At 72.4% G+C, this 13,901-nt stretch carries 10 protein-coding genes; 1 reads left to right on the top strand and 9 read right to left on the bottom strand.

All coding sequences use genetic code 11. The features are described 5' to 3' along the window. Nucleotides 1–207 precede the first annotated feature (207 nt). The 7 genes from LUX31_RS28740 to LUX31_RS28710 all read right to left on the bottom strand — a co-directional run bounded on the left by LUX31_RS28740 (nt 208) and on the right by LUX31_RS28710 (nt 7,787). On the bottom strand, nt 208–1,185 hold the full coding sequence (locus LUX31_RS28740; RefSeq protein WP_235478213.1) for a cation diffusion facilitator family transporter: 978 nt from the start codon (nt 1,183–1,185) through the stop codon (nt 208–210). A 113-nt stretch (nt 1,186–1,298) separates the two neighbouring features. Beyond that, complete coding sequence (gene manA, locus LUX31_RS28735) at nt 1,299–2,450, bottom strand: mannose-6-phosphate isomerase, class I (RefSeq protein ID WP_235478212.1); 1,152 nt, start codon at nt 2,448–2,450, stop codon at nt 1,299–1,301. A gap of 78 nt (nt 2,451–2,528) precedes the next feature. Continuing rightward, nucleotides 2,529–3,668: an SIS domain-containing protein gene (locus tag LUX31_RS28730; protein ID WP_235478211.1), complete on the bottom strand. Its 1,140-nt coding sequence runs from the start codon at nt 3,666–3,668 to the stop codon at nt 2,529–2,531. Between the two features lie 29 nt (nt 3,669–3,697). Then, nucleotides 3,698–3,868 (bottom strand): Trm112 family protein, encoded by a 171-nt coding sequence (locus LUX31_RS28725; protein ID WP_007382472.1) that lies wholly within the window; start codon nt 3,866–3,868, stop codon nt 3,698–3,700. A gap of 275 nt (nt 3,869–4,143) precedes the next feature. Next, complete coding sequence (locus LUX31_RS28720; protein ID WP_235478210.1) at nt 4,144–5,511, bottom strand: phosphomannomutase/phosphoglucomutase; 1,368 nt, start codon at nt 5,509–5,511, stop codon at nt 4,144–4,146. A 106-nt stretch (nt 5,512–5,617) separates the two neighbouring features. Beyond that, nucleotides 5,618–7,234: an L-lactate permease gene (locus LUX31_RS28715; RefSeq protein ID WP_235478209.1), complete on the bottom strand. Its 1,617-nt coding sequence runs from the start codon at nt 7,232–7,234 to the stop codon at nt 5,618–5,620. 130 nt (nt 7,235–7,364) lie between these two features. Continuing rightward, a complete protein-coding gene (locus LUX31_RS28710; RefSeq protein WP_235478208.1) occupies nt 7,365–7,787 on the bottom strand; it encodes a DUF3499 domain-containing protein in 423 nt (140 codons plus the stop codon). Between the two features lie 281 nt (nt 7,788–8,068). On the opposite strand from LUX31_RS28710, the gene LUX31_RS28705 reads away from it, so the two are divergent. After that, the gene (locus LUX31_RS28705) at nt 8,069–8,518 is read left to right on the top strand and encodes a metallopeptidase family protein (protein WP_235480096.1); all 450 of its coding nucleotides are present in this window, start codon (nt 8,069–8,071) and stop codon (nt 8,516–8,518) included. Nucleotides 8,519–8,540: 22 nt separating this feature from the next. Here the strand turns inward: LUX31_RS28705 and LUX31_RS28700 are convergent, their stop codons facing one another. Then, nucleotides 8,541–10,028, bottom strand: coding sequence for a DUF5719 family protein (locus tag LUX31_RS28700; RefSeq protein ID WP_235478207.1), 1,488 nt, complete (start codon nt 10,026–10,028; stop codon nt 8,541–8,543). Then, nucleotides 10,025–13,696: a glycosyltransferase family 2 protein gene (locus LUX31_RS28695; protein ID WP_235478206.1), complete on the bottom strand. Its 3,672-nt coding sequence runs from the start codon at nt 13,694–13,696 to the stop codon at nt 10,025–10,027. Before LUX31_RS28695 ends, LUX31_RS28700 begins: the two co-directional genes overlap by 4 nt. Between the last annotated feature and the right edge of the window lie 205 nt (nt 13,697–13,901).

Here is a 13,901-nt window from a genome sequence, read left to right as displayed (position 1 = left end):
GAGGGCACAGGCATGCCCGAGTACGCGCAGCGCAGTCCGTCGGAGGCCCTCTCTCCCTCGGCCGGTCCGCGAGGGGACCGACCGACCGCCATCAGCAGCGACGTCTGGCTCCGTCCCAAGCTACACCTGTCGGCCCGGCCGTCCCCAGTCCGCCTGCGAACACATCAGGACAGATCCAGGCCGAGCGGAGGGAAAGCGGAAGGGAACTCAGTGGGCGGCAGGCGCGGCCGGGCCGCCCGGAGTTGCCTCGCGGTCGGAGCCCTTGGCGGCTTCCGTCTCGCTGTAGATGTCCGGTTCCAGGTAGATGACGCGGGCGATCGGGACGGCGGCGCGGATACGGGATTCGGCGGCGTTGATCGCGGTGGCCACCTCGGCGGCGGTGTCGTCGTGCTGGACGGCGATCTTGGCGGCGACCAGGAGTTCCTCGGGGCCGAGGTGGAGCGTGCGCATGTGGATGATGCCGGTGACGGTGTCGCCGTCGACGATCGCCTTCTCGATCGCCACGACCGCTTCCGCACCCGCGGCCTCGCCCAGGAGCAGGGACTTGGTCTCCACGGCCAGGATCAGCGCGATCAGGATGAGCAGGATGCCGATGCAGAGGGTGCCGATGCCGTCCCAGACGCCGTCACCGGTGGCGAGGGCGAGGCTGACGCCGCCGAGGGCCAGGATCAGGCCGACCAGCGCGCCGAGGTCCTCCAGGAGGACGACCGGCAGTTCGGGGGCCTTGGCGTGCCGGACGAATTCCTTCCAGGACTGCTGGCCGCGCAGGGGGTTGGACTCCTGGATGGCCGTACGGAAGGAGAAGCTCTCGGCGATGATCGCGAAGACGAGGACGCCCACCGGCCAGTACCAGTGCTCGATCTCGTGCGGGTGCTTGATCTTCTCGTAGCCCTCGTAGATCGCGAACATGCCGCCGACCGAGAAGAGCACGATGGAGACGAGGAAGGCGTAGATGTACCGCTCGCGGCCGTAGCCGAAGGGGTGTTGCGGGGTTGCCTCACGCTTGGCCCTCTTGCCGCCGAGGAGGAGCAGGCCCTGGTTGCCGGAGTCGGCGAGCGAGTGCACGGACTCCGCGAGCATCGACGACGAACCGCTGAAGAGGAACGCCACGAACTTCGCTGCCGCGATCGCGAGGTTGGCGCCGAGTGCCGCCACGATCGCCTTGGTGCCGCCTGACGCGCTCATGTGTTCGCGTTGTCCCTTCGATACTTCGATACGTACGCTGTCCCGGGCTTTGCCCGCCCTTTGCCGGTGGGCCATTGTTGCAGCACCCTCCGACAACGACGCGCCAGGTGGTGTCAGACGACGACCGTCGCCCGGAAAACCGTGCCGGGGCCCGACAGTTCGGCCTTGTCGTTCGCCGGTACGAAGACCGACCGGCCGGGGGCGAGTTCGATGTCCCCCATGCGGACCGAGCCCGCCGTGCAGAGCAGGATCTGCGGGGTCGGGAGGGTGAGGTCGCGGGCGGGGGTGCTCTCCGGGAGGACGTACCGGGAGAGGCGGAACTCGTCGATCGGGGTGTCGTAGATCTCTTCGCCGTCGGGGGACGCCTCCGGGCGCAGTACGCCGGGGTCGCTCGCCTCGAAGCGGACGATGCGCAGGAGTTCGGGGACGTCGACGTGCTTGGGGGTCAGTCCGCAGCGCAGGACGTTGTCGGAGTTGGCCATGATCTCGACGCCGAGGCCGTTGAGGTAGGCGTGCGGGATGCCGGCGCCGAGGAACAGGGCCTCGCCGGGCTGCAGTCGGACGTGGTTGAGGAGCATGGCGGCGATGACGCCGGGGTCGCCGGGGTAGTGGTGGGCGATGTCCGCGTAGGGCGCGTAGTCGCCGCCGAGGCGGGCGCAGGCGGTCGCGGCCTCGGTGACCGTGCGGGCCATGTCCTCGCGGTCGGCGCTGAGTACGGCCGTCAGGACCTCGCGCAGCGCCGCCTCTTCGGGGTGGGCGCGCAGCAGGTCGACGTACGGCTTGAGGGAGTCGACGTCCAGGGCCGCGAGGAGGTCGGCGGCCTGCGACGGGTCGCGGAAGCCGCACAGGCCGTCGAACTCGGTGAGGGCGCAGATGAGTTCGGGCTTGTGGTTGGCGTCCTTGTAGTTGCGGTGCCCGGCGTCCACCGGGATGCCGCGGCGCTCCTCGTCCTCGTAACCCTCTTTCGCCTGGGCGAGGTTGGGGTGCACCTGGAGGGAGAGGGGGGCGCCGGCCGCGAGGATCTTGAGGAGGAAGGGCAGGCGGGGGCCGAACTTGGCGACGGCCGCCGTTCCGAGTTCGCCCTGCGGGTCGGCGTCGATGACCTCGACGAGTGTGCCGCGTCCGGTGCGCGAGGGGGCGCCGGGGTGGGCGCCCATCCACATCTCCGCCTGCGGTTCGCCGGTCGGCTCGGTGCCGAGGAGCGCCGGGATGGCGGTGGTGGAACCCCAGGCGTAGGGGCGGATGGTGTTGTCGAGGCGGTCCATAGCGGTCTTTCTGCGTGCGGGAGGCAGGTGAGGAAGGGGGTGGGGTGGTTCGGGGGCTGGTTTGACGGTTCCTGGTTGTCAGGTTCCTGCCGTCAGCGCCAGGTACACCGCCGCGAAGTCCGTGGTGGCGATCAGTTCCGCCAGGTTCTCCAGTTCGGCGCCGTCCTCCGGTTCGAGTTCGCTGATCGCCGTGTCGTGGCCGAGGGCGAGTTCGCGGGCGGTGGGGGCGGCGCTGAGGCCGCCGGTCGGGCGGTCGCGGAGGAGGACCACGCGCGCGTGCAGGGCGGGTGCCTCGTTCACGCGGTCGCGGAAGAAGTCGTCGGGGTCGGCGCCGGCGGCGAGCCGGCTCGCGAGCAGGGCGCCGTGCGCGGCGAGGGCCTCGGGGAGTTCGGCGGCGAGCGCGGGGCGGCCGGCGAGTTCGGCGAGGGCGGCGGCGAAACGGCGGCCCGCGGGCCCGGCCGACGTGCCCTCGGTCCAGATCACCGGGAGGGTGTCCGCGAGTTCGGCGGCGAGGGTCTTGGCCGGATTGCTGTACGTCGCGATGGCCGGGCCGCATCGTTCGGCGATGTGGTCGAGGCGGTCGGCAACCTTCTCCAGGGCGTCCGGCGGGGCGGTGAGCAGGCCGGTGCGGTCGAGGAGGGCGAGCAGCGGGGTGAGTAGCGCCCACAGGACGCCGGGGGCGGATGCGGCGAGCGGCTGGTCCGCCTCCTCCTGCTCGTACGGGGCGGTCGCCATCCGGATGAACAGGCCGTGGGCCGCGCCCTGCACCGTCTCGGAGAGCGGGGTGGCGGCGGGCGCTACGGCGACGACCGTGCAGCCTCGGCGGTACGCGTGCTCGGCGAGCAGGGACAGGCCCGGTTCGGCGCCGTCGGGGGTGGCGATCAGGAGCAGGTCCACGGAGCCGGCCCAGCCCGGCAGCTCCCAGCGCAGGGCGCCTGCCGCGGGGGCCACGCCGGTGGGGGCCAGGCGGGTGACGGGGGTGGTCGCGCCGGCGAGGGTGCCGAGGAGGTCGGCCACGCAGGTCGCGGCGGCGCCTGGGCCCGCGATCAGGACGGCGCGGGGGCGGCCGTCCGGTTTCAGGTCGTTGATGCCCGCTTCGGCCGCGTGGCGGGCGGCGGTGCGGACGCGGGCGCCTGCTTCGGCGGCTCCGCGGAGGAGGCCGCGGTGGTCTGCTTCCGCCAACGCCTCGGGGGCGTCGAGCAGCGATTCGTCGAGCATGGGTGGCACCTCCGATCGCCGGGGCGGGGTTACGCGGGGCGACGGGCCTCGTCGACGAGCAGCACGGGGATTCCGTCCCGGACGGGGTATGCCAGGCCGCAGTCCTGGCCGGTGCAGATCAGCTCGGTGTCCTGCTCCTTGAGGGGAGCGTGGCAGGCCGGGCAGGCGAGGATCTCCAGGAGGCCGGCTTCGAGCGGCATGTGGTGTCCCTTCGGGGGTGCGGTGATGTGGCCTGGTCAGGGTACCGCCGTGGGGGGCGGGGTGGCGGGGCGTGGGTGGGGTGCGGGTGGTTGGGGTTTTCGCCCCCGCCGCCCCTACCCGTCCCATCCCGTTCCTGGGGGCTGCGCCCCCAGCCCCCCCCTTCGCGCTGAACGCGCTCGTCCTCAAACGCCGGACGGGCTGGTTTGTCAGCCCGTCCGGCGTTTGAGGACGAGGGGGTTCGGGGGCGGCGGGGGCGAGAAAAAGCCCAGGCGGGTCAGGCTCGGATGATCCCCAGCACCTCGTCCCGTACCTTTCTCATCGTCCCCTCGTCCCTCGCCTCCGTGTTCAGGCGTAGCAAGGGCTCCGTGTTGGACGGGCGGACGTTGAACCACCAGTCCGTCGCTGTGACCGTCAGGCCGTCCAGGTCGTCCAGGGTCACGCCCTCCTGGCCCTCGTACGTCGTCCTGATCGCGGCCAGGCGGGCCGTCTGGTCGGTCACCGTGGAGTTGATCTCGCCGGAGCCCGCGTAGCGGTCGTACTGGGCGACCAGGGCCGACAGGGGGCCGTCCTGGCCGCCGAGGGCGGCGAGGACGTGGAGGGCGGCCAGCATGCCCGTGTCGGCGTTCCAGAAGTCCTTGAAGTAGTAGTGGGCGGAGTGCTCGCCGCCGAAGATCGCGCCCGTGCGGGCCATCTCGGCCTTGATGAAGGAGTGGCCCACGCGCGTGCGTACCGGTGTGCCGCCCTGCTCGCGGACGACCTCGGGGACCGACCAGGAGGTGATCAGGTTGTGGATGACCGTCCCGGAGCCGCCGTTGCGGGCCAGTTCGCGGGAGGCCACCAGGGCCGTGATCGCCGACGGTGAGACCGGGTCGCCGTTCTCGTCGACCACGAAACAGCGGTCCGCGTCGCCGTCGAAGGCGATGCCGAGGTCGGCGTTCTCCTCGCGGACCCGCTTCTGGAGGTCCACGATGTTGGCCGGGTCGAGCGGGTTGGCCTCGTGGTTCGGGAAGGTGCCGTCCAGCTCGAAGTACATGGGGACGACGGTCAGGGGCAGGCCGGCGAAGACCGTCGGGACGGTGTGGCCGCCCATACCGTTGCCCGCGTCGACGACGACCTTCAGGGGGCGGTTGGACGTCAGGTCGACGAGCGAGAGGAGGTGCGCCGCGTAAGCCTCCAACGTGTCACGCTGTGTGATCGTTCCCGGGGTCACGGGCTCGTTCTCCGGTGCGCCCTCGTCCAGCCAGGTCTCGGCCAGTTCGCGGATCTCGGTCAGGCCCGTGTCCTGGCCGACCGGTGCCGCGCCCGCCCGGCACATCTTGATGCCGTTGTACTGGGCCGGGTTGTGCGAGGCGGTGAACATGGCGCCGGGCAGGCCGAAGGCGCCCGACGCGTAGTAGAGCTGGTCCGTGGAGCACAGGCCGATCTCGGTCACGTCGACGCCGCGTGCCGCCGCCCCGCGCGCGAAGGCCCGCGACAGGCCGGGCGACGAGGGGCGCATGTCGTGTCCGATCACGATCGCCTCCGCCCCGGTCACCTGGACGAAGGCGGCGCCGAACAATTCCGCCAGCGGCTCGTCCCACTGGTCCGGGACCACACCACGTACGTCGTACGCCTTCACGAGCTGCGACAGATCTGCAGACACGGCCAACCTTCCTGAACGTCCTATCGGTCACCCCAAACTACCCGCCCCCGCTGACACCCGGCCGACCGGAAGCCCCTGGTCACGCGCCCGCCCCGCGTTCTCGTCCTCACGGCAGCATCCAGCCCAGGACCACCGTGCTCTGCCCCACCACGATCAGGCACATCACCAGGAGCAGCCCCAGACTCCAGGGCAGCACCTTCCGCAGCAGGTCACCCTCCCGGCCGGCGAGCCCGACGGCCGCGCACGCGATGGTCAGGTTCTGCGGCGAGATCATCTTCCCCAGGACACCGCCCGAGCTGTTCGCGGCGGCGAGCAGCTCCGGGGACAGCCCGGACTCCCGCGCCGCCGTCACCTGGAGGGCGCCGAAGAGCGCGTTCGCCGAGGTGTCCGAGCCCGAGACGGCGACGCCGAACCACCCCAGTACCGGCGACAGGAAGGCCAGCCCGGCGCCCGCCGCCGCCACGAAGTGACCAATGGTGGCTGCCTGTCCGGAGAGGTTCATGACGTACGCGAGGGCCAGGACGGACGTCACGGTGAGGATCGCGAACCGGAGTTCATACACGGTCGCCGCCCATTCCCTGACCGCCACGCGCGCGTGGACCCCGATCACGGCCGCCGTGCACACCCCGGCGAGCAGCACGAGGGTGCCGCCGGTCGAGACGATCGGCCAGGTGTAGACGTTGCCGCCGACCGCTTCCCCGTCGGGGTTCACGACGTTCAGGAACGGCCAGTCGTACGTCTGGGTCGCTCCGGCGAGCCAGTCCTTGACCGTGGGGATCTGCGCCACGGAGAAGATGGCGACGATCAGGGCGTACGGGGCGTAGGCGCGCAGGACTTCGGGGCGCGGGTCCTCCTCGTCGAGGTCCTCGCTGCGGACGCCGGTGAGCACGGCGACGCGTACGGGTTCGGCGGCGGGCCTGCGCGCGTGCGGTACGGCCATCAGGGCGCCCGCGCCCGCCAACGCGGCGCCGATGTCGGCGAGTTGCGCGGAGACGTAGTTGGAGGCGGCGAACTGGGCGACGGCGAAGGCGAATCCGCAGGCCACGGCGGGCACCCAGGTCTCGCGCAGCCCGCGTCGGCCGTCGACGAGCCAGACGAGGACCAGGGGGACGACGAGGGCGAGGAGCGGGGTCTGGCGGCCGACCACCGAGGCCACCGAGTCCAGTGGCAGGCCGGTGACTTGAGCGAGTGTCACGACCGGTGTGCCCATCGCGCCGAAGGCGACGGGCGCCGTGTTGGCGACGAGCGCGACGACCGCCGCGCGCACCGGGTCGAAGCCGAGCGCGACGAGCATGACCGAGCAGATCGCGACGGGTGCGCCGAAGCCGGCGAGCGCCTCCAGGAGGGCGCCGAAGCAGAAGGCGACGACGAGGGCCTGGATGCGCGGATCGTCGGACAGGCGTCCGAAGGAGCGGCGCAGGATGTCGAAGTGCCGGGTGCGGACGGTCATCCGGTACACCCACAGGGCGTTGACGACGATCCACAGGATGGGGAAGAGGCCGAACACGGCGCCCTGGGCGGCGCTGGAGAGCGTCTGGTCCACCGGCATGCCGTAGGCGAGGCAGGCGACCAGAGCGGCGGCCAGAAGGCCGATCAGGCCTGCCCGGTGCGCTTTCATGCGCACGCCGCCGAGCAGGACGAGGACGATGACGAGGGGCAGGGTCGCGACGAGAGCGGACAGGCCGAGCGAGCCGGCGACGGGTTCCAGTTCCTGGACGTACACGGGCGCCTCCCCGGATTCCGCGATGCGGAAAACGATTTCTCACGGGTGACGGAATGGTCGTGTCCGCGACAACCTCACGTCAATGCGTGTGCGCCACTCAATGAAATCGTCTGAAACCTTGTACGCGCGGTCAGTTGTCCGGCGAGCGCAGCACCCTCAGGTGCCCGCGGCGTGGTGCGACCTCGCGCGGGTCCGCCGTGCGGGCGCCGCCGGCCCCGGCCGCCCGGTCCTGCGGACGGGCCGCCTCGCGGACCGCGTTGGCGAGCGCTTCCAGATCGTCTCCGCTGGGGCGCGCGGGAGCGGAGGAGTCGAGGAGCCGGACGACCTCCCAGCCGCGCGGCGCGGTGAGGCGCTCGGAGTGCTCGGCGCAGAGGTCGTAGCAGTGGGGTTCGGCGTAGGTCGCGAGGGGGCCGAGGACCGCGGTCGAGTCGGCGTAGACGTACGTCAGCGTCGCGACGGCGGGACGGCCGCAAGCGGTGCGCGAACAGCGACGTACAGGGCTCACGACGTTGGACGGTACCGCACTCTTGAGCGGGCCGCGACGACTCCCCACCAGGTCACTCCCCCGTGTCGTGCTGTGAAACCGCACACACGGGTCTTCTTGGACAACTCGTTGACCTGGGACGACTTCGGGTTACGAGATACCGAACAACCTCGACCCCGACCACTACTTGCCGCAAATCATGCCAATTACCATGAGATTGACGGTCCGAGTGATCCAACAGGGATACGAAATCGAGCCCAACCTTGGCTGGAATGATCATTCTTCGACGCAGGTGGGCGCAGCGTGCCCGGCACCCGCGCGGGTGTCGCGGGGACTACTCTTCGTCAGTGATGGACAACCCCGTACCGCCCCGCGCCGCAGGCCCCGGCCCCCGCCGCCGTGATCGCCACGGCCGTGGCATGCGCGGCCCCGTGGCGCCGCCGCAGGTTCCGCTCTCCGCGAGCCGCGCCGAGGCGTTCGCGGATCTGGTGCAGGACTCCGTGGAGCGGCTGGAGCGGCGCTGGCCGCAGCTCGCGGACATCGACTTCGTCGTCCTCGAAGTGCCGAGGCTCGAAGGTCCGCCCGAGGCGTGGGCCGACGAGACCGTCCCCCTGGGGGGCACGATTCCCGCCCGCGAGGGTCACCCCGCGCGCGTGGTGGTCTATCGCCGCCCGGTCGAGATCCGCACCAAGGGCCGCGACGAACGCGCGGCCCTGGTCCACGAGGTCGTCGTCGAGCAGGTCGCCGAGCTGCTGGGGCTCACCCCGGACACCGTGGACCCCCGGTACGGCGAGGACTGACACCCCTGCCGCCGCCGGACAGTCACTTCTGCAGGACCGACAGATCCTGCTCCGCGTCCGGCACCGCGACCGTCCCCCGGTCGTCCGGCAGCGTCTGGACCGTGAACGCCGGGACACCGTCCGCCGGGGCCGCGAGGGTCCTGGAGGCGTAGACGGCGCCCCCGGAGACCCGCTCGACCGTCAGCGCGTACGTGCCCTTCAGGCCTGCCGGGACGGGCAGTTCGACGTCCTGGGTGGTGCCGCCCTTGATCGTGTACGTCTTCGTCGCCGCCGTACCGCCCTCGGTGCCCGCGGACGCGGTGACCTTGACCTGGGCGGCGCTGCCCGGAGCCGTCAGGGAGAGCGTGGTGCCCTTGGCGGTGTTGGCGGCGACCGTCGCGCGCGCGGAGACCGGGCCCGTGGCCGGGATGAACGCGGTCTCCTGGTTGGCGCCCTTGCCGCGTACGACCTTCAGGGCGGCGACGAACGGCACCGAACTGTCGGTCGGGGTGAGCACCAGGGAGCCCGCCTCCCCGCGCGTGACGTCGCCGAGGTCGACGGCGGCGGTCATGCCCGCCTTGATGTGCAGCGTCTCGTTCCCGGCCGGGGTGATCAGGCCGTTCGGGGAGGCAAGGCGCACCTTCAGGTCAGCGTCGCTCTCGCTGGGCGTGAAGGCGATCAGACGCACCGAGGTGGCGTCCTTGGGGATGCCCGGCAGGACCAGGCTGCCCGCCGGTTCGGCGGACGCGGTCAGCCAGTCGCCGCCGGACTTGGCGTCCAGGGCCTGGACGGCCGCGCCGACCCGGCCGCTGCGCACGCTCACGTGCACGGTGAGGTCGGTCTGCGGTGCGTCGGCGAGCGTGGACAGCAGGATCGGCTCGCTGCCGTTCGGCGGGACCGTGATGCCCTCGCCGACGTCCGACTTGAGGCTGCCGTCCTTGCCGTACAGCTCGATGTCGACGACCGCCGCGGAGTCGTCCGGGTTGGTCAGGTGCACGTAGTCCGTGCGGCCGGCGGCGGTGCTGGCGCCCGGGAACCAGAACTCGGTGTCCGGGACGGTGCAGTTGATGCCCAGCAGGCCGCGTCCGGTGCCCGCGGCGACCTCGGTGGTCTCCTGCACGGCCCAGCCCGGCGCGAACCTGCCCTCGGCGGTGCCGACGAGCGCGGGCGTGTCACCGCCCGAGGTGTCCCCGGCGACCGGCTTGCCGGGCTCCTTGGGGGTGAGGACGGGCTTGACGGCCTTCGGCTTGCCCTTCGCGCCGGTGGCCGACTCGACGGTGGCGGCGGCCAGTTCGGCCTTGCCGTCGCTCCCGGTGCCCTCTGTGACGGGCGTGAAGGACGTGTACGTCGTTTCCGCGAGGTCGGAGGTGCTGGGAGCCGGGCAGAGCAGGCTCGTGCGCTCCACGGGCAGCTGGGCGGCCGCCTTGGCCGTGCCCGCGTCGGCCGCCTCCGGTGTGCTGAGCGAGGCGAACCCGGTGACGGCGGCGAGCGCGGTCGTCCCGGCGATCAGGGAGATGGTCGTGCGGTTCACTGCTGGCTCCCGTCGGGGCGCTCACCCTGCGGGTGGGGCTGGTGTGGCTGCGCCGGGTCGTACGCGGGGTCGTAGCCCTGGGTGTACGTCTGGTCGTAGGCCGTTGTCTGCGGCGAGGCGCCGTACGCGTACGGGTCGTACTGGCCGTTCTGGTACGGATCGCCCTGGTACGCGGGGTCGTAGGTGCCCGGTGGGTACTGCTGGGCGTTCTGGTACTGGTCGGCGTTGTAGCCGTCGTACTGGGTGCCCGCGTAGGCCGCGGTGTTCCATTCGTCGCCGTACGGCTGCTGCTGGGGGATCGCTGCCGGGACCTCCTCCGCGGGAGGAGGGATGTCCGTCGGGAACTCGGCCTGTTCGTCGGCCTGTTCGGCCTCCGCCTCCGCCTGGGCGCGCAGGCGGCGGGCACGGCGGCCCTCGCCGGTGGCGGTCTGGGCGGGGATCTCGCGCTCCTCCTCGGGCAGGTCGTCGTCGACGTCCCGGCGCCGGCCCGGCAGGGCCATGACGACGAGGACGACGGCGAGCGAACCCTGTGTCCACAGCCAGGCGGTGTGGCCGATCGGGGTGTCGAAGACGACGTCCAGCTTCCCTCCGGAGGAGGGAAGTTCGAAGCCCTGGGCCCAGCCGTCGAGGGTGGTGGGGGTGAGGGGCCTGCCGTCCAGGGTGGCCGTCCAGGCCTCGTCGACGGAGTCGGCGAGGCGCAGGACGCGGCTGCCGGAGCCGGCCGGGATCGTGGTGTGGATCTCGACGGGTCCTGCGGCGACGGGCTGCGCCTCACCGGAGCCGGAGCCGGACGCCGGGACGATGGCGGCGCGCGAGACCTCCTGGTCGACGCGCCACAGCGCGCCGCCGTCCCGCTGGCTGAGCCGGCTCAGGCCCGGCGTGGCGTCGAGGATGCGGCTGATCTGGCGGGGCGCGCCCCGGTGGACGAGGACGTAGCGCACGGCGAAGCCGCCGAGTTCGTCGGCCTGGTCGGCGCCTGAGCCCGCGACGAGGTTGGCGACGACCTTGTCGAGGCGCGCGTTCTCCCCGCTCTCGGCGGCGAGTTCGCCGTCGCCGAGGCGGGCGCCGGAGCCACGGACGAGGGTGTAGCCGACGCGGGCCGTGGAGTCGCTGGCCAGGACCAGTGTGCGGGCCTGGTCGCGGGTGCCGCTCTCCTCGGCGACGAACGCGGGCACCTGGACGGGGTCGCGTCGTTCCAGGGGGCCGTCGGCGCCGCGGATCATCCAGCCGGCGGCGAGGAGCAACGGGCCCGCGGCGGCGGCGAAGGCGATCAGCGCGGCGACCGGCTGGCGCCAGCCGAAGCTCTGCTCGGCCACGCGCGAGCGTGCCCCGTCGGCGCCGAGCGTGGCGGCGGCCAGCAGGGCGAGGCCGTAGACGAGGGTGGCGGGTCCGGCCCACGCCGAACTGTTCGACAGGACCGCGAAGACGAGCCCCACCAGGGCGACCGCCCAGGCGGTCCAGATGCCGAACTGGCGCTCGGTGCGCAGCAGCGCGGCCAGCGCCGCCAGAACGACGCCGATGAGCATCAGTCCGCTGACCGTGCCGGGGCCGCCCGGGCTGGCGCTGAGCAGGTCAAGGGCGCCGGCGGTGCCGGAGCCGTACTCCAGACCGGCTTCCTGGAAGAAGCCGAACGGGAGCAGGGACAGCGACCAGGGCGCGAGGACCAGCAGCGGTACCCCGAGCTGGGCCAGGAAGCGGAGGCCGTAGGCGGTGATCTCGCCTCGTCGTACGACGAGGAGCGCGACGCCGAGCAGCAGGGCGATGGGCCACACGATCGGCGTGAAGGCGGTGGTGATCGTCAGCAGCAGCGTGTACGCCCAGGTGGCGCGCCAGCTGCCGCGCGCTCCCGAGGCGTGCGCCAGGCCGCTTGCCGCGATGCCCGCGCGGGCCGCCAGCGGGAGGAGGACGGCGAGTACGGCGGTGCCGATCCGGCCGCCCGCGAGAGCGCCGGTGGCGGCGGGCAGGAAGGCGTAGACGACGGCCGCCCACGCGCGCAGGAGGCGCGATTCGACGAGCGGGCGGGAGGCGAAGTACGCGGTGAAGCCGGCCAGCGGCACCGAGGCGACCAGCAGGACGGTGACCGCGAGGCCCGTCGAGCCGAACAGCGTGGAGGCGAGCATCGCGACGAGCGCCAGATAGGGCGGCGCCGACGAGGTGTCGCCCACGCCCACCGGATGCCAGGCGTCCAGATAGCGCGCCCAGAGTTCGGCGGAGTCGGCCGGGGCGGGCAGCAGCGCGCCGCCCGCGAGGGCGCCGCCGCCGAGCAGTTCACGGCAGGCGACGAGCGAGACGAACAGGAGGACGAGGAAGAGCACCGGGCCGGGCTTGCGGGCGACGCGCTTGAGCCGGACGAACTGCTCGACCTCCAGGAAGTCGGCGTCGTCCCCGCCGGGCCCGGACTCGACGGCGCCGCCGTGCCGGCCGGCCCCGGAGGTGACCTCGGGGTCGGAGCGGCCGACGAGTTCACCGGCGGCCTGTTCGATGGTGGCCCGCACGGTCGCGCCGGGCGGCGGGAACAGGGCCCGCAGCTCGCCCTTGTCGATCTGGGGGGCGCCTCTGTTGCGGCGCCCGGCGATGATCCGCTCGGGCCGCAGCAGGGTGCCCAGGAGGCCGCGGATCTCGTCGACGGCCTGTCCGGGGGCCTTGCCGACGAGATAGGCCACCGTGCGCAGCAGGGTGCCGAGGACCACGCGCAGCAGTACCCAGGGCAGCTGCGCGGTACGGCTGTTGACGAGCAGGGTGTAGACGGCGCCGGCCTTGTCGACCTTGTGCGGGGACGCGGAGGTACGGCCCACGCAGTCGACGGTACGGCGCTCCCGGGAGGACGCCTCGGCGTGCCGTACGACAGCGTCGGGGGCGACGAGGACGCGGTGGCCGGCGGTGGTGGCGCGCCAACACAGGTCGACGTCGTCGCGCATCAGGGGCAGCCGACGGTCGAAGCCGCCGAGTTCATCGAAGACGTCGCGGCGTACGAGCATGCCCGCGGTGGACACGGACAGCACCGGGCGGACGTGGTCGTGCTGGCCCTGGTCCTGCTCGCGGCGGTCCAGGCCGGTCCAGCGGCGGCCGGAGTTGGCGATGGTGACGCCGACTTCGAGGAGCTGCCTGCGGTCGTACCAGCCGCGCAGCTTGGGGCCGACGACCGCGATGTCGTCACCCCGGCCCAGTTCGTGCTCGGTCTCGACGACGCGCAGCATCTGGGCGAGGGCGTCCGGGTCGGGGGCACAGTCGTCGTGCAGCAGCCAGAGCCATTGGACCGGCTCCCCGTGGGGCAGCTCCGGCATGTCGTACGCGTCGTCGCGCCAGCTGCGGGTGACGGGGTCCCAGCCGCTGGGGCGCTTCAGGTACGTCAGCTCGTCCGGAGTGAGGACGGGCGCGGTGCGGTTGGCCTCCTCGACTGCCTGGCCGAAGCCGGTGCGGCGGGCGAGGTGCAGGACGCGGTCGGCGCCGAGGGCGTCGGTGACCAGCTGGGCGGAGTCGTCCGCGCTGCCGGTGTCGGCCGCCATGACGTTCTGCACCGGGCGCTCCTGGCCGAGCAGCCCGGCGAGCGCGTCGGGCAGCCAGCGGGCGCCGTCGTGGGAGACCAGCACCGCGGTCACCACGTGACGCGGGAACTCGGGCGTGGTGGCAGTGCCGTAGTCGGCTGCCGTGTGGCTGTGCGCGGACATCGAGGTACGGGCCCCGGTTCGGTGGACTGTGGTGGACGCCTGAGCCCTCTGTGAGCGGCGGGGCGTCTCGGACGAGCAGCCACACTAGCGGCTGGGCAGAGCAGCGGCCCGCCGCCTGTGGATAACCCACCCGCGACGGGCCGTTCGCTGCGTTGTCCTGCGTTTGCGTTGCGTTGTGCCGGTTTACGTGGAGCCCGGTGCCGTA

It is taken from the genome of Streptomyces sp. GQFP (genome assembly GCF_021545335.1).
Taxonomy (GTDB): domain Bacteria; phylum Actinomycetota; class Actinomycetes; order Streptomycetales; family Streptomycetaceae; genus Streptomyces.
The sequence above is the reverse complement of the archived record's forward strand: the minus strand, read 5'-3'. Positions and strand labels throughout refer to the sequence as shown.